The sequence below is a fragment of the Nonomuraea sp. NPDC001684 genome, from assembly GCF_053596515.1.
Window position 1 is genome coordinate 1 of the sequence record NZ_JBSFGJ010000217.1, and the last position, 15,741, is coordinate 15,741.

The window sequence follows — 15,741 nt, forward strand, 5'->3', positions numbered from 1 at the left end:
CCGACATGCCGGAAAGAACAAGGCATCGAAGACAAACAGCTGGAAGGCCAGGCTCCCGGCCGCGCAAGAGGGCCAGCCGAGGGCCGGATCGCGAATCATAGAAGGAGACAGACGGGCCAAGGCCCTCGACCGCAGGCTGCGCCGCGCTCCCCCGGCGACCGGACCACAGCTCATCCAACAGAGCGCAGAGGTCCCGGTTCCCAGCACTCCCGACCGAACGCAGACGTCCCGGTTCCCAGCACTCCCGACCGAGCGCAGACGTCCCGCAGCTCAACCGGCGGAGCACAGAGGCCCGCAGCTCACCTGGTCGAGCGCAGAGGTCCCGCGAAACACCTCGCAGAACGCAGACGACCCGCAGCTCGCCGCGCACAGCGCAGAGATCCCGCGACACATCCGACAGAGCGCAGGCGTCCCACAGCTCACCTGGGCGAAGACGTCCCGCGACACCTCACGAAACGCAGACACTCCGCAGCTCACTCGGCAGAACGCAGGCGTCTGGGCATGGAAAGAGCCGGGCGCTGGGTGCGCCCGGCTCTTCAGAGGCAGGTGGGGATCAGGAGATCCTGCGCCGGCGGCAGGACCTCCTTGATCACACCTGCCGGCTCAGCGCCTTCCGCAAGCGGTCGTTGGCCCGCTTGACCTCGCGTCGCGCCCGCTGTACGCGGCTTACGCGCAGGATGAGACGCTGCTCCTCCGCTTCGCGGTGGAGAGTTTGTATTCGGTCGTTGACCAAGTCATGAAACAGATACGGCACGGCCAGGCTCCTGGTGGAAGAAGTGCTCATCGGTGTTCTTGTTCTCTCTCGCTCGTTGGGCTGGTGGGTGGTCAGGCAGCGACCGGGTGCTTGCGGGGACGCCCGCGCGGACGCTTGCGGGGAACGACTGTTCCCCTGAGGATCAGTTCGCCGCCCCAGACGCCCCAGGGCTCCTCGCGCTCCAGCGCGCGGGCCAGGCAGGCCTGCTGGATCGGGCAGCCGCCGCAGAGAGCCTTGGCGAACTCGACGTCCTCGGGTGACTCTGCGAACCACAGGTCAGGGTCGGTACGACAGGGGATCTTGGCTTCGTCGATCAGGTCCATGATCGTCTTGGCCCCCATCTGCTTCTCCTTTTGATCGAGCTTTTTGATCTTGGTCGGGCACCTCGGAGGTGGTCGGGGATCGCGGAAAAACAAGAAGGCCGCGGATCCTGTGTGCGGATCCGCGGCCTGGGGGCTGCTATGTGCCGGTCAGGTTATGACCGGAGCATCCCTCCAGGGTTGCGGACCGCACAGTCCACCCTTGGTGAGCTGGTTGGTCGGGGCAGCGATACCTGCGCCATAGACAGGAACGCCTTGCGGAGCGGCGACACCCGCGTGAGCCCTCGCACGAACGGCGGGGGCCTGGCTACGGGCAGACTTCTCCTGCCGCAGCTTGGCCGGCCCATCGGCGAGCCTCACCGAGTCACGGCACGCGGAAGCGAGCCACTGCGTGGCCGACATCTGGATGCTCATCACCGGGGCTCACCTCCACTCATCAGATCGTCGGAAACAGGGGTGTCCGACTCGCTTGTCCATGACCCTAAACCGGGAAGCCGGGAAGGGGCAACATATTTTCTACCTGCGATTTTGTGACACAACCACGGTGTCACAACGTGCTGCGAACCGACTACTTCGCCACGCGGATCATGGCCTCCTGGACGACGGAGACCACGAGCCCGCCGGACGCGGTGAACATCTCGCCGCGCGCGAGCCCACGGGCCCCCGCCGACCAGGGGGCCTCCTGGGCGTACAGGAGCCAGTCGTCGGCGCGGAACGGGCGGTGGAACCACATCGCGTGGTCCAGGGACGCGCCGATCACGTTCGAGGCTCCCCAGGCCATGCCGTGGGCCAGCAGGATCGTGTCCACGAGCGTGAAGTCCGAGGCGTACGCGGCCAGCACGACGTGCAGCAGCGGGTCGTCGGGCAGGTCGGCGTCGTAGCGGAACCACACGTTGGTCTGGGCGCTGCGCAGCTCGGGGTTGAGGTGCGCCTCCCACGTCAGGGGCGAGACGTAGCGGGCGTCCACGGGGCGCGGGCGCGAGAGCCATTCCCGCAGCTCGGGGTGGTCGCCCAGCACCTCCGACATCCTGTCCTGGAACGTCGGCAGCGTCTCGGGGGCGGGCACGACGGGCGCCACCGACGCCTGGTGCTCCACGCCCTCCTCGAAGATGTGGAACGAGGCCGACATCGTGAAGATCGCCTTGCCGTGCTGGACGGCGACGATCCGGCGGGTGGTGAACGACCGGCCGTCGCGCAGGCGCTCGACGTTGTAGACGATGGGGATGGACGGGTCGCCCGGCCTGATGAAGTAGGCGTGCAGCGAGTGGACGTGCCGGTCCTTGGGGACGGTGCGGCCGGCCGCCACGAGGGCCTGCGCGGCCACCTGGCCGCCGAAGACGCGCTGGATGCGCTCCTCCGGGCTTCTGCCCCGGAAGATGTCAAGCTCGATCTGCTCAAGGTCGAGCAGGTCGAGCAGCTCCTTCAGCGCCTCGTTCACAGGGCCCCCTCACAGACGAACCTTCCATGGACAAGTCTGACGTGCCACGCCTGTTCCCCCAAACCCGCCCTGCCTTGCCGGAATGCTCCCGTCCCGCCGTTTCGCCCGGTGGGGAAGGGACTCACGCGCGAGGGGGCCGGCCGTACGTGAGGGATGTCACCCGCGGCACAGGGCAAGGACGGCCTCGCCGTAGCGGTCGACCTTGACCCGGCCGATGCCGGCGATCGACAGCAGCTCCTGCTCGGTGGCCGGCGCGCGTTCGGCGATGGCCTGGAGGGTGACGTCGGTGAAGACGACGTACGGCGGGATCTTGGCCTCCTTGGCGGTGGCCGTGCGCCAGACCTTGAGGCGTTCGAGCAGGGCCTCGTCGTAGTCGGCGGGACAGGTCGCGCAGCGGCCGAGCTTCTGCTCGGCCGCGGCCACCAGCGTCTTGGCGCACACCCGGCAGCTCACCGGCGCGGCGACCGTGCGACGTTCGCTCGCCGGGGTGGTCATGCGGGGCGGTGTGGAGGCGCGGCCGGTGAGCCCGTCGAGGAAGCGCGAGGGACGGCGGCTCTTGCGCCCGCCGGGCGCGCGGGCCAGCGCCCAGGAGAGCGACAGGTGCTCGCGGGCGCGGGTGACGCCGACGTAGAGCAGCCGCCGCTCCTCCTCGATCTGCTCGGGGGTCTCGGCGTAGATGATCGGCAGCATGCCGTCGGTGACGCCGACCAGGAAGACCGCGTCCCACTCCAGGCCCTTGGCGGCGTGCAGCGAGGCGAGCGTGACGCCCTCCACCGGCGGCGCGTGCTGCTCGGAGGCGCGGCGTTCCAGCTCGGCGACGTACGCGGGCAGGTCGGCGCCCTCGGCGGCCATGTCCTCGGCCAGGTCGGCCAGCGCCTTCAGCGACTCCCACTTCTCCCTGGCCTTGCCGCCGCCGGGCGGTGAGGGGGTCAGGCCGACCCCGGTCAGGATGTGGTGCACCTCCGAGGCCAGCGGCTCGCCCGCGGCCGACCGCGCGGCGCCGCGCAGCAGCACGACCGCCTGCCGCACCTCGGGACGCTCGAAGAAGCGCTCGGCGCCGCGCAGCACGTACGGGATCTCGGCCTTGGACAGGGCCTCCTCGTAGGACTCCGACTGGGAGTTGACCCGGAACAGCACGGCGATCTCGCGCGAGGGCACCCCCTTGTCCAGCAGCTTCCTGATGGCCCGCGCGACGCCGGCGGCCTCGGCGGGCTCGTCGTCGTAGTCGGAGAAGACCGGTTTGGGGCCGTCGGGGCGCTGGGCGATGAGTTCGAGGCGGTTGGGGGTCTTGGACTTGGCGATGACCAGGTTGGCCAGGTTCACGACCTGCGGGGTGGAACGGTAGTCCCGGACCAGCCTGATGACGGCGGCCTTCGGGTGCTCGACGGCGAAGTTGGTGAGGTAGCGGGGGCTGGCGCCGGTGAACGAATAGATGGTCTGGTTGGGGTCGCCGACCACGCAGATGTCGTCCCGGCCGCCGAGCCAGGTGTCGAGCAGGAGTTTCTGGAGCGGGTTGACGTCCTGGAACTCGTCCACGACGAAGTAGCGGTACTGCTGGCGGATCTGGGCCGCGACCTCCTGGTGCTCGGTCATCACGGCCGCGGTCAGTTCGAGGATGGTCTCGAAGTCGACCAGGTGGCGTTCGCGGCGGATGCGCTCGTACGACTCGTAGAGCCGGGCCACCTCCTCCGGCGAGCCGGGCGGCGTGCGGTGGTGCTTGGCGGCGGCGGCCACGTAGTCTTCGGGGCCGATCTGGGAGACCTTGGCCCATTCGACCTCGGCCGCGATGTCCCGCAACTCGGACCGGTCGGGATTTTTCCGGATCTGGCGGCAGGCTTCGACCAGCACCGGCAACTTCGACTCGATGACCGAAGGGGCCTCGCCGCCGATCACCCGCGGCCAGAAGTAGGTGAGCTGGCGCAGGGCGGCCGCGTGGAACGTACGGGCCTGGACGCCCGGCGCCCCCAGCGCCCGCAGCCGCTGCCGCAACTCCCCCGCCGCCCGGGTGGTGAACGTCACCGCGAGCACGCTGGGCGCGTCGACCACCCCGCTGCGCACGGCGTGGGCGATGCGATGGGTGATCGCCCTGGTCTTGCCGGTGCCGGCGCCGGCGAGCACGCACACCGGGCCGCGCACCGCCTCGGCGACCTCCCGCTGTTCCGGGTCGAGGCCGCTGAGGACGTCATCCACGCTGTTCACCCGATCTTCCTCCCCGCAAGTGGCGCCGAAGCACTTTATTCTGGCAACATGCGGCCCGACGTATGTTCATAGTCACCGAGATGCAAAGGAATGGTTGCTTCCCCCACAATGGGGCCGACCATGCCGCATGGGGGAAAGGAAGGCCGTGCGAACAGCGGTTTTCGCGGGCGCGCTGGTGCTCGCTGCCGTGGCGCTCACACCTGCCGTCGCGTTCGCGGCCGAGCCGCCGGTCCCCGTGGTGACCAATCCCACAGACCCCGACGGCCTCGGCGGGCTGGCCACGGAGACCCTTTCCTACGGCCGCCAGCGCAACCAGGACATGGACGTGTGGTGGACGCCCGACGGCCAGAAGCGTCCCGGCGTCTTCCTGATCCACGGCGGCTGGTGGTCCGGCGGCGACAAGAAGTACATGAAGGAGATCACCCGTAGCTACGCCGACCTCGGGTACACGGTCTTCAACCTGAACTACCGCCTCTCCGGCGAGGCCGCCTGGCCGGCGCAGCGCACCGACGCGCTGGCCGCCATCGCCCTGGCGCGCAAGCACGCCGACCGCTGGGCCTTCGACGCCAGCAAGTACGTCGTCGTCGGCTTCTCGGCGGGCGGGCACATCGCCGCCTCGGTCGGCACGTACGGCAACGGCATCGCGGGGCTGAAGGGCGTGGTCGGGCTGTCGCCGATCATCTCGCCGCTGCGCGCGTACGCCGACGGCGAGAAGACCGCCGACCACGACAAGCGCAAGCTGCGCGAGGCCGCGATCCGGCTGGCCGGCGGCTGCGAGCCCAAGGGCAAGTGCTCGCGCGTCTGGGCGAGCATGGAGGTGGCCTGGCACGCCAGCGCCAAGGACGCCCCGGTGCTCACGGTGCACTCCGAGGACGAGTTCGTGCCGCCGACGCAGAGCCAGCTGCTCAAGCAGATGCTCGGCCAGGTGGGCGTGCCGATGACGATCATGACGGCGCCGGGCACCAACCACAGCGCTCCCCTGTACCGGGAGCCGGGCGTGGCCGAGCGGGTGCAGGCCTGGATCGCCGAGCGCATCGGCTAGAGGGCCCCGGGTAGGGATTAAGCGGGCGCCTCCGCGTTGTTGCACCGAGCGCCTGATTTTCCTGACCTTGGAGGGACAACCCGACATGGCGCTCACGGTCTACAGCACTACCTGGTGCGGCCCCTGCAAGCGGCTGAAGTCTCAGCTCGCCCGCGAAGGCATCGCGTTCAAGGAGGTCGACATCGAGCGCGACCCGGCCGCCGCCGAATTCGTCATGAGCGTCAACAACGGCAACCAGACCGTTCCGACGGTCGTGGCGGTTTCCCGTTCAGGGGTGGAGCACGTCAGGACCAACCCCAGCGTCATCGAGGTCAAGCGCCTGCTCGACTCCTAGGCCAGGACGCGGAAGGGGGAGCCCTGCTTCGGACTCCCCGGCTCCGCTCGGCAGGTCACCAGTCGCCGACGAGCTCGCCGCCGTACCACGTCTCGATCAGGCGGCGGGCTATCGACACCGGGGGCGGCAGGCGCACCTCGCCCGACCGGAGCGAGGCCACCAGCTCGTCGCGGGTGAACCAGCGCGCCTCGGCGATCTCGTCGGCGTCGGGGGTCAGCGCGGTCGTGGTGGCGTCGGCGAAGAAGCCGAGCATGAGGCTGCGCGGGAACGGCCAGGGCTGGCTGCCCAGGTAGCGCGGGTTGACGACGTGGACGCCGACCTCTTCTGCGACCTCGCGGACCACCGCGTACTCCAGGGACTCGCCCGGTTCCACGAAGCCCGCCAGGATCGACAGGCGCCCCTCGGGCCACTGGGGGCCGCGGGCCAGCAGGCAGCGGTCGTCCTCGTCCCTGATCAGCATGATGACCGCCGGGTCGACGCGCGGGAAGTGCTGGCTGGCGTCCTTCGGGCACACCCGGACGTGGCCGCCGGCCTGCACCGTCGTACGGGCGCCGCAGCGCGGGCAGAACTGGTGGGTGGCGTGCCAGGCCTCCAGCGCCACCGCGTGGACCAGCAGGCCCGCGTCGCGGTCGCCGAGCAGCCCGCCGACCTGGCGCAGACCCGCCGGAACCGGATGGCCTTCAGGCGTGTCGTTCAGGCTCATTGGCATCGTCACCCGGCCGTTGAGGTCGCCGGCCGGTTTGCCGGGCAGCGGCGCGGCCACCGCGAAGTAGGCGGTGCCGCCCTCGACGCCGAGCAGGTAACGCTCGCCCTGCGGCGCCTGCGCGGAGGTGTAGAGCACCGCGTGCACCTCGTCGCCGGCCCGCCGCACGAGAGTGTGGCCGTTGTCGATCACCAGCACCCTGGTCTCGGGGTCGGCCCACGCCTTCTCCAGCCATCTGTCGTCGGCACGCAGCGCCGACGATCTGTCGATGGTCCCCCGTGCCAGGAGCAGTGGGCCGATGAGTTGTTCTTCCGCGGTCTTTTCCACTGGCCGCCCCTCCCCAAGTCGCTTGTCATCCTATGACCTCGCAGTTAGCCGCCGATTAGGGTGTGCGGGCCCCGGAGCGATCAGTCTCAGGCTAAGATCATCGAGTTAGGTTAGCCTTACCTGATTCCTGCGGGGGTGCCTTCGCGTTGCGGCTCTACCTGACCGCGCTCAAGCCGACGGACTCGGTGACGTACGGCTTCCTGCCCGCGGCGCGGGCCCTCGGGTGCGAGGTGACCGTCCTGACCGACCGGCCGGAGCGGCACCCCGGCTCGGTGCGGTGCGACGTACGCGACCCGCGCGCCCTGATCGACGCGGTCGAGCACCTGGGCAGGCCCGACGCGATCTTCTCCAACTCCGACCACCTTCAGGCGGAGACCGCCCTCGCGGCGTCGTACTTCGGACTTCCGGGCAAGGACTGGCGGGCCTGTCTGGCCGCCAAGAACAAGCTCCTGATGCGACGCGGGCTCGCGGCGGCCGGCATCGAGACGGTGCGTTCGCTGCGGCTCGCGCCCGCCGATCCGGTGCCCGAGCGCCTGCCCCGGCCCGTGGTGCTGAAACCCCGCGAGGGGGTGGCCAGCGAGGACGTCGTGCTGGTCGAGGACGACCTCCCGCGCGCCGTGGCCGCGGCCAGGCGGCGGCGTCCGGGCGAGACGCTGGTCGTGGAGGAGTACCTCGAAGGACCGCTGCGGACCCTGGAGACCCTCGGGGACGGCTCCGCGACGCGCGTGCTGGGCGGCTTCGCGACCACGCTGCGCCCGCTGCCGCACTTCGTGGAGGAGCGGCTCGACTGGGCGCCCGCCGCCGACGCCCACGTGCTGGCCGCGCTGCGGGCCCTCGGGGTGGGCTTCGGCGCCTGCCACACCGAGTACGTCCTGACGCCCGCCGGGCCGCGGATCGTCGAGGTGAACTACCGGGCGATCGGCGACCACTGCGACTTCCTGCTGGCCGACGTGCTGGGCGTGCCGCTGTTCGAGTGGATCCTGCGCACCCACCTCGGGGAGCCGGCGCCCGAGCCGCCGCCCGCGTCCCGGCACGGCTGCGCGGTCAGCGTGGTCGCCGACCGGCCGGGCGTCGTCAAGGAGGGGCCGCCGGAGGAGGACGTCGAGGACGGCGGCGTACGGCTGTGGCACCGGCCGCTGCGGGCCGTCGGGGACGTCGTAGAGCTGACCCACACGAACCGGGATTACCTGGGCGTCATCCGGGCCGTGGGACCGGACCGGGCCCGCGTGGACGCCGCCGTCGAGCGGTACCGGGCGGCCCGGCCGTGGGTGGTCGGGTGAGGTCGCGGGAGGCGTACCTGGCCGCCCGGGTGCTGGACGCGCTGGTCCGCGAGGACTACGGCGGGCTGGCCGCCCGGCTCGACCGGACCAGGTCCGGGGCCGGGCTGCTGCTGGCCGACGGGCGGTGGGTCCGGATGGTCCCCGGGTCGCCGTTCCAGGACTTCGTGGTGGCGCCGGACGAGCGGCTGGGGCTGGAGCAGGTGCTGGAGACGCTCGTGGAGGTGTCCGACGCGGCCGACGCCGAAGGGGTGGCGGCCTTCTTCGACGAGTGCCTGACCGCCCTGTCCGCGCTGGAGCTGCACGACGCGCACGCCGAGGAGGTGCTGCGGCGCGGGCCGTCGTACGAGTCGCTGGCGGCCTTCGCCGACCATCCCGTCTACCCGACCTCGCGGGCCAGGATCGGCGCCTCGGACCGCGACCTGCTGGCGTACGCGCCGGAGTTCGCCCCCTCGTTCGCGCTGCGGTGGGCGGTCGTCCCCCACGCGGCGATCGTCCCCCACAGGGCGACGGAGCTTCCCGCGGACGTGCCGCGGCCGGCGGGCCGCGGTGTGCTGTTCCCGGTGCACCCGATGGCCGTCGGCGAGGTGCGGAAGATCGACGGGGTCCGGGTGCTGGACGAGGAGGCGGTCACCGTACGGCCCACCCTGTCCATGCGGACCGTCGAGGTGGGGCCGCGCACCCACCTCAAGCTGCCGCTGCCGGTGAGCACGCTCGGCGTGCGCAACCGGCGCTCGATCAGGGCGGGCACCCTGGACGACGGCGCGCGGGCCGAGCTGCTGCTGCGCCGGCTCGCCGATCCCGGCGTGCTGCTGGCCGACGAGCAGACCTACGCGCACGCGGGCCACGAGTACCTGGCGTGGATGGTCCGGCGGCTGCCGGAGGGGCGGATCGTCCCGGTCGCGGCGCTGGCGGTGCCCGGCGTGCTGGACGAACTCGGCCCGGAGGTCCTGCCTCGCTACCTGCGCCTGCTGCTGCGCTGGAACGTGCGGCTGTTCGTCCGGTACGGCGTCGCCCTGGAGGCCCACCAGCAGAACCTGGCCCTCGTCCTGCGGGACGGCGACCTGCGGCTGCTGGTCAAGGACAACGACGGCCTGCTGGCCTCGCCGTCGAGGCTGGCGGCGGCCGGGATCGACGTGCCGGCCTTCTCCGACGGGCGCATGCTCACCGACGACCCGCACGCGCTGGCCGACGTGTTCGTCACGATCACGCTGCACCTGGCCGCCGCGGCGGTGGCGTTCGCGGTGCTGCCGCCGGCGCGGGCGGCGGCCCTGGTGCGCGGCACGCTCGCCGAGGCGCTCGACGAGCACGGCGACCACCCCATGGCCCGGCTGCTGCGCGCCAGGACGCTCGACGCGGCCAGGCTCACCGGCAAGTCGATGGTCACCGCCGGGACGCTCGTGGCCAAGGAACGGTCCGGGGCGCGGGACGTGAACAAGTTCTACGGCATCAGCGGGCCCAACTACCTGAGGAGAGCGTGAATGGACGTCCTGGCCATCGGGGCGCCGGCCGAGGAGGCGACGCTGGCGGCCCTGCTGCGGTGCTGCGTGCGCGAGGTGGCCGGGCCCAGAGGGCTGGTCTGGCCGGCGCCGCCGTACGTGCTGATGCGGGTGGCGGGAACGCTGCTGCGGGCCCGTACGCACGGCGGCGCCGCGCTGCGCCTCGACGGGCCACCGGAACGCCTGGAGGGCGGCTCCTGGCAGCCGCTGACGGTCGCCGAGCTGGTCCGGCTGACCGAGACCGACCTGGCCGACCTGCCCGACCTGGCCGACCTGGCCGGCCTGTCCGACCGGCAGGACGAGCATGCGCGCCCAGGCAGGAGAGCGGCGCACCTCGACGTCGAGCCCAACGGCGAGTTCGCCGGTCAGGTGGCCGCCAGCAGGGACGCCATCGCGGCGATCCTGGCGGCCAGGGCGCAGGCCGAGCCGCCCGCCGATCCCTGGCTGGCCTCGGAGCAGGCGCTCGTGTACGGGCACCCGTTCCACCCCACCCCCAAGGCCCGCGACGGCGCGGACTGGCTGCGCTACGCCCCCGAGGCGCACGCCGCCTTCCTGCTGCGGCTGCTCGCGGTACGCGACGACGCGCTGGCCGAGGAGGGCGACCTGACGGCCCTGGACGCGCTCGGCCCGGCGCCCGCCGGACACCGGCTGCTGCCCGCCCATCCGTGGCAGCTCGCCCTGCTGCGTCCCGCTCTCGGCTCCGAGCTGGTCGATCTCGGGCCGGGGCCGCTCGCGGTGCCGACCTCGTCGGTGCGGACCGTGTACGTGCCGGACGCCGAGGTGTGCCTGAAGTTCTCCCTGGACGTGCGGATCACGAACTGCGTGCGCAAGAACGCCTGGTACGAGCTGGCCGGGGCCGTCGAGCTCACCTCCCGGCTGGCCCCGCTGATCGCCGAGGTCGCGGCGCGGCACCCGGCCGTCCGCTGGCTTCCCGAGCCCGGCTACCGCACGGCACTCGGGCAGCGCGAGGGCCTGGGCGTGATCGTCCGGGCGAGCCCGTGGACGGCCTGCGACCCCGGCGTCACCCCGGTCCTCGCCGCCGCCCTCGCCCTGGACGCCGCCCCGGCCGACCCCCTGGCCTGGTGGACGGCGTACGTGTCGGCGGTCGCGCTGCCGGTCGTGGACCTGTACGTCAGCCACGGCGTCGTCCTGGAGGCCCACCTGCAGAACGTGCTCGTCGGCCTGGACGCCGCCGGCCGGCCCGTCCAGGCGATCTTCCGCGACCTGGAGGGCGTCAAGCTCGTCGCGGGCCGCCACGACCTGGACGGGCTGCATCCGGCCGTGGCCGCCGCGCTCACCCACGACCCGGCGCGGGGCTGGGCCCGCGTCGTCTACTGCCTGTTCGTCAACCACCTCACCGAGATCGCCGCCACCCTGGCGGGCCCCGACGACGAGCTGCTGCGCGCGTTGTGGCGGGCCGCCCGCGACCTGCTCGCCCGCCAGGCCGCCGAGCTCGGGCAGCCGCTCCCGCTGCGTGACCTGCTGGCCGGGGCGCCGCTGCCCGCCAAGGCGAACCTGCGCGTGCGGTGGGCCAGAGCGGCCGACCGCAGCGCCGGTTACGTCCCGATCGCTAACCCGCTCGCATGAGCGCCGTCCAGAAACGGGGGACCACTCGCGTGAGCGGCGTCCAGAAGCGGGAACCCGCTGGCGTGAACCGCGCGCCGGAGCGCGAACCCGCTCGCCCGAAGCGCGTGCCGGAGCGCGAGCCCGCTCGCGTGAGCGGCGTGCTGGAGGCCGCCGCCCGGCTGCCCGCGTTGCCCGCCTACCTCTACGACCTGCCCGCGCTCGACGAGCACGCGGCGTCGGTGCGCGCGGCGCTGGGCGAGGTCGAGCTGTACTACGCGGTCAAGGCCAACCCCGACGCCGAGCTGCTGCGGGTGCTGGCCCGGCACGTGGACGGGTTCGAGGTGTCGTCGGCGGGCGAGCACGCGCACGTCTCCGCGCTGCTCCCGGGCGCGCGGCTGGCGCTCGGCGGGCCCGGCAAGACCGACGCCGAGCTGCGGCTGCCGCACCACCGCCTGCACGTCGAGTCGCCGTACGAGCTGCGCCGCCTGCTCGCGACCGGGCTGGAGGCCGACGTGCTGCTGCGGGTCAACCCGGACCTGCCGGTCGAGGGGGCCGCGCTCACGATGGACGGCCCCTTCGGCATGGACGAGGCCGGGCTGGCCGAGTGCCTGCCGCTGTTCACCGGCCGCGTACGGCTGCGCGGCCTGCATGCCCACCTGGCCAGCGGCCTGACCGCCGCCCAGCTCCTCCGCCTGGCCGGGGCCCTGCTGGAGACCGGGCATCGGGAGGTCAACCTGGGCGGGGGCATGGCGGTGTCGTACACGTCGGGCGAACGCTTCGACTGGGCGGCCTACGGCGAGGGCCTGGCCGCGCTGCGGGCCGGGCGGCGGCTGCGGGTCGAGCCGGGCAGGTCGCTCACCGCCTACTGCGGCCACTACGTCACCGAGGTCGTGGAGGTGAAGCGGGTGCGCGGCCAGGCGTACGCGATCGTCCTGGGCGGGACGCACCACCTGCGCACGCCGGTGACCAAGGGCCACGACCAGCCGTTCACGGTCCTGCCCACAGGCGGCGGGCCCGGGGTCGCCGGGGAGCCCGTGACGTTCACGGGCCAGCTGTGCACCCCCAAGGACGTCCTCGCCCGGAACGTGGTGACCTCGGTGCGGGCAGGCGACCGGGTGGTGTTCGGCATGGCCGGGGCCTACGCCTGGAACATCTCACACCACGACTTCCTCATGCACCCCCGCCCCGCCTTCCATTACCTAGGACTCTGACGCCGGGACCGCCTCGACGAGCGCGACCAGCCCGTCGGCGTCGAGCAGGTCGACCGGCCGCACGGTTCTGTTGGCCCGGACGTAGTGGAAGGCCGCGCTCACCTTCTCCAGCGGCACCCCGGCCAGGTGCGACCACGCCAGCCGGTACGCGGCCAGCTGCACCGAGGCCGTGCGGGCCGCCTTCCCCCTGGGCGGGACGCCGGTCTTCCAGTCGACCACCTCGTAGCCGCCGTCGGGCAGCTCGAAGACGGCGTCCATCCGCCCGCGCACGAGCCGGTCGGCGATCATGGTCTCGAACGGCACCTCCAGGTCGACCGGCCGCCGGTCGGCCCACTCGCTCTCCTCGAACCGCTCCTGCAGCTCGGCCAGCCGCACGTCGGCCTCCTCCAGCTCCTCCAGCGGGTCGAGGTCGAAGTCGTCGATCAGCCGCTGCTGGTCCCACCGGCTCTCCAGCCACTTGTGGAACGACGTGCCCCGGCGGGCCAGCGGCGCGGGCTTGCGCGGCACCGGACGGCGGATCCTGCGGGCCAGCTCGGCCGGGTCGGTGGCCAGCGTGACCAGCGACGACACGGTCAGCTTGGCCGGCAGCTCGACGACGGTCGCCGGCCTGCGCCGGTTGAGCTCGCGCTCGCGCAGCAGCAGGTCGGTGTCGCGCTCCCAGGCGCGCAGGCGTTCCTCCTCGAACGGGCGCAGCGGCTCGTCGTCCTCGTCGGCCAGGTTGCCGGCCAGGGCGTCCTCGACCAGCCGGGCGCCGTCGAGCACCGACTCGTAGCGCAGGCCCTCGGGGGTGACCGGCCAGACGGCCTCGGCCGGCTCGGCGAGCAGCGGGTTCGTCGCGCCCTCGGCGAGGTCGCCGGCCCAGTAGGACACCCGGTCAGCCGTGTCGCGGATCTCCAGCAGGAACTCCGACGGCTCCAGCGGCTTGGTGGCGCTGCCCCAGCGGTAGCCGGAGGCGATGAGGTGGTAGTGGGCCCGGGTGACGGCGACGTAGGCCAGCCGCCGCTCCTCCATCAGGTCGCGCTCCCGGCACTGCTCGTCGAACGCGGCCAGCTCCTCCTTGCTCAGCCCGCCCAGCCGGGGCAGGTCGGCGGCGTCGCCGCGCAGCGGGTAGGGCAGCTTGCGCGGGTTGTCGGTCCAGCGGCTGTTCATCACCGGCGTGGCCGGGAACACGCTGCCCGTCGCGATCGTGCCCTTCGAGCTGAGGAGCCGCGACAGGCCGGGCACGACCACGACCGGCCACTCCAGCCCCTTGGACGCGTGCACGGTCATCAGCTTGACGCTGTTGCTCTCGCCGACCCGGCCCGCCTCCAGCCCGAACTCCTCGCTCTCGGCCGCCTGGAGGTAGGCCAGGAACGCGCCCACCGTCGGGTCCTCGGCGTCGCCGGCGAACCTGGCGGCCGCGTCGATGAAGGCGTCGAGGTCGGCCCGCGCGGCGAACGCCCCGGCCGTGCCGCTGCGGGCGGCCACCTCGATGTCCAGGCCGAGCCGGCGTTCGATCTCGGTGACCAGGTCGGGCAGCGGCTGGGCGGTGTGGCCGCGCAGGCTGCGCAGCTCCTGGGCGAGCGCGACCAGCCGGGTTCGGGCCAGCGGCGAGAACGACTCCAGCCACTCGGGCCGGTCGGGCAGCTCGTCGAGCGCGTCGACCAGGCTGCCGCGCTCCTCGGCCAGGTCGGCGACCACCTGGTCGAGCGGGTCGTCGGCGCGGTGGCTCTCGCTCAGCTCGCGGGCCAGCTCCCTGGCGTGCTCCCCCAGCACCCGCAGGTCGGCCGGCCCGACCCGCCAGCGCGGCCCGGCCAGCAGCCTGGCCAGCGCGTCGCCGGCGGTGGCGTCGTAGAGCACGCGCAGGGTCGCCACGATGTCGCTGACCTCGGGCACGGTCAGCAGGCCGCCCAGCCCGACCACCTCGACCGGGATGTCGCGGTCCTCCAGCGCCTTGCGCAGCGCGGGGAACTGCGAGCGCTTGCGGGCCAGGATCGCGACGTCCTGGGGCTGGAGGGCGAGCGTCTTCTTGCGTTCCTTCTCGCCCCAGGGCAGGCCGTCGGGGGCGGTCTCCTGGCCGAGGATGCGGGCCACGCCGTCGGCGATCCACTTCGCCTCGTCCTCGGCGGTCTCGTGGAAGGCGCAGGTGACGCGGCCCCGGTCGACCCGGTTGGGCCCCGGCACCAGCACGGGCACCTCGCGGGCCTCCATGCGCAGCGGGAGCTGGACGCGGGCGGCGACGTCGAGCACCCGGTCGCCGTTGCGGAAGCTGACGCTGAGCTGGCGCACCGGCGCCTCCTCCCCGGCGCCGGTGCGGAAGTCGCGGGGGAAGCGGCGCAGGTTGCCCGCCGAGGCGCCGCGCCAGCCGTAGATGGACTGGCAGGGGTCGCCGACGGCGGTGACCGGATGGCCGCCGCCGTAGAGCGAGCGCAGCAGGACGAGCTGGGCGTGGCTGGTGTCCTGGTATTCGTCGAGCAGGACCACGGAGTAGCGGGACCGTTCGATCTCGCCCACTTCCTTGTGGTTGGCGGCGATCCGGGCGGCCAGCGACATCTGGTCGCCGTAGTCGATGACCTCGCGGCGGCGCTTGAGCCGTTCGTACGCCTCCACCAGCGGCAGCAGCTGCTCCCTGGCCGCGTGCACGCCGACCGGCTTGCGCTGCGCCACGGTCGTGCGGCCGGGCAGCGCGGCCAGCCGGGCCTCCAGCCACTCCCCCATCCGCCGCACGTCGGCGGGCCCGCGCAGGTGCTCCGACAGCTCGCCGGCGAGTTCCAGCAGGGCGGCGGTGACCGAGGGCGGACCCAGCTCGATCTTGTCCATCGGCCCGTCGTACAGGGCCACCACGCGCGAGGCGAGCTGCCACGACACCGCCGGGGTGACCAGGCGCATGGTGGGTTCGAGCGCCTCGCGCAGGGCGTGGTCGGTGACCAGGCGGGCGGCGTAGGCATGGTAGGTGGAGACGGTCGGCTCGTTGTCGAGCGCGCCGGGCGCGACCAGGCCCGCCTCGGCGAGCCCGGTCAGGCGCTCCCTGACCCGGACGGCCAGCTCGGCCGCGGCCTTGCGGGTGAACGTCAGCCCCAGCACGTTCTCCG

Annotated in this window: 12 protein-coding genes; 6 read left to right on the plus strand and 6 right to left on the minus strand. The window is 72.7% G+C overall.

Annotation, left to right across the window (positions count from 1 at the left end):
• Positions 1 to 589: 589 nt before the first annotated feature.
• The 4 genes from ACWCSD_RS30620 to ACWCSD_RS30635 all read right to left on the minus strand — a co-directional run bounded on the left by ACWCSD_RS30620 (position 590) and on the right by ACWCSD_RS30635 (position 4,702).
• Positions 590 to 784, minus strand: a complete 195-nt coding sequence (locus ACWCSD_RS30620) for a hypothetical protein (RefSeq protein WP_352319311.1) — start codon at positions 782 to 784, stop codon at positions 590 to 592.
• A 41-nt stretch (positions 785 to 825) separates the two neighbouring features.
• The gene (locus tag ACWCSD_RS30625) at positions 826 to 1,095 is read right to left on the minus strand and encodes a WhiB family transcriptional regulator (RefSeq protein WP_125636897.1); all 270 of its coding nucleotides are present in this window, start codon (positions 1,093 to 1,095) and stop codon (positions 826 to 828) included.
• Positions 1,096 to 1,642: 547 nt separating this feature from the next.
• Complete coding sequence (locus ACWCSD_RS30630; RefSeq protein ID WP_449919975.1) at positions 1,643 to 2,512, minus strand: acyl-CoA thioesterase; 870 nt, start codon at positions 2,510 to 2,512, stop codon at positions 1,643 to 1,645.
• 156 nt (positions 2,513 to 2,668) lie between these two features.
• Entirely contained in the window at positions 2,669 to 4,702 is a 2,034-nt protein-coding gene (locus tag ACWCSD_RS30635) for an ATP-dependent DNA helicase UvrD2 (protein ID WP_397161701.1), read from the minus strand.
• 154 nt (positions 4,703 to 4,856) lie between these two features.
• Between ACWCSD_RS30635 and ACWCSD_RS30640 the strand changes: the two genes are divergently transcribed.
• Both ACWCSD_RS30640 and ACWCSD_RS30645 read left to right on the plus strand, forming a co-directional pair.
• Positions 4,857 to 5,753 (plus strand): alpha/beta hydrolase, encoded by an 897-nt coding sequence (locus ACWCSD_RS30640; protein ID WP_358294329.1) that lies wholly within the window; start codon positions 4,857 to 4,859, stop codon positions 5,751 to 5,753.
• A gap of 85 nt (positions 5,754 to 5,838) precedes the next feature.
• A complete protein-coding gene (locus ACWCSD_RS30645) occupies positions 5,839 to 6,087 on the plus strand; it encodes a glutaredoxin domain-containing protein (RefSeq protein WP_358294331.1) in 249 nt (82 codons plus the stop codon).
• A 55-nt stretch (positions 6,088 to 6,142) separates the two neighbouring features.
• Here ACWCSD_RS30645 and nudC read toward each other — a convergent pair whose 3' ends face one another.
• Positions 6,143 to 7,117, minus strand: a complete 975-nt coding sequence (nudC, locus tag ACWCSD_RS30650) for an NAD(+) diphosphatase (RefSeq protein WP_397161114.1) — start codon at positions 7,115 to 7,117, stop codon at positions 6,143 to 6,145.
• Positions 7,118 to 7,263: 146 nt separating this feature from the next.
• Between nudC and ACWCSD_RS30655 the strand changes: the two genes are divergently transcribed.
• The 4 genes from ACWCSD_RS30655 (at position 7,264) to ACWCSD_RS30670 (ending at position 12,670) form a co-directional block, all read left to right on the plus strand.
• Positions 7,264 to 8,397 carry a siderophore biosynthesis protein gene (locus ACWCSD_RS30655; RefSeq protein WP_449919979.1) on the plus strand — a complete coding sequence of 378 codons (1,134 nt, stop codon included), beginning with the start codon at positions 7,264 to 7,266 and terminating at the stop codon, positions 8,395 to 8,397.
• The gene (locus tag ACWCSD_RS30660; protein ID WP_449919982.1) at positions 8,394 to 9,875 is read left to right on the plus strand and encodes an IucA/IucC family protein; all 1,482 of its coding nucleotides are present in this window, start codon (positions 8,394 to 8,396) and stop codon (positions 9,873 to 9,875) included. The genes ACWCSD_RS30655 and ACWCSD_RS30660 overlap by 4 nt, the downstream gene beginning before the upstream one ends.
• Positions 9,876 to 11,480, plus strand: coding sequence for an IucA/IucC family protein (locus ACWCSD_RS30665; RefSeq protein ID WP_449919985.1), 1,605 nt, complete (start codon positions 9,876 to 9,878; stop codon positions 11,478 to 11,480).
• Between the two features lie 62 nt (positions 11,481 to 11,542).
• A complete protein-coding gene (locus tag ACWCSD_RS30670; protein WP_397161122.1) occupies positions 11,543 to 12,670 on the plus strand; it encodes a type III PLP-dependent enzyme in 1,128 nt (375 codons plus the stop codon).
• Here ACWCSD_RS30670 and ACWCSD_RS30675 read toward each other — a convergent pair.
• Positions 12,659 to 15,741, minus strand: a 3,083-nt coding sequence (locus ACWCSD_RS30675; protein WP_449919988.1) for an ATP-dependent helicase, incomplete at its 5' end; no start/stop codon positions are given. The genes ACWCSD_RS30670 and ACWCSD_RS30675 overlap by 12 nt on opposite strands.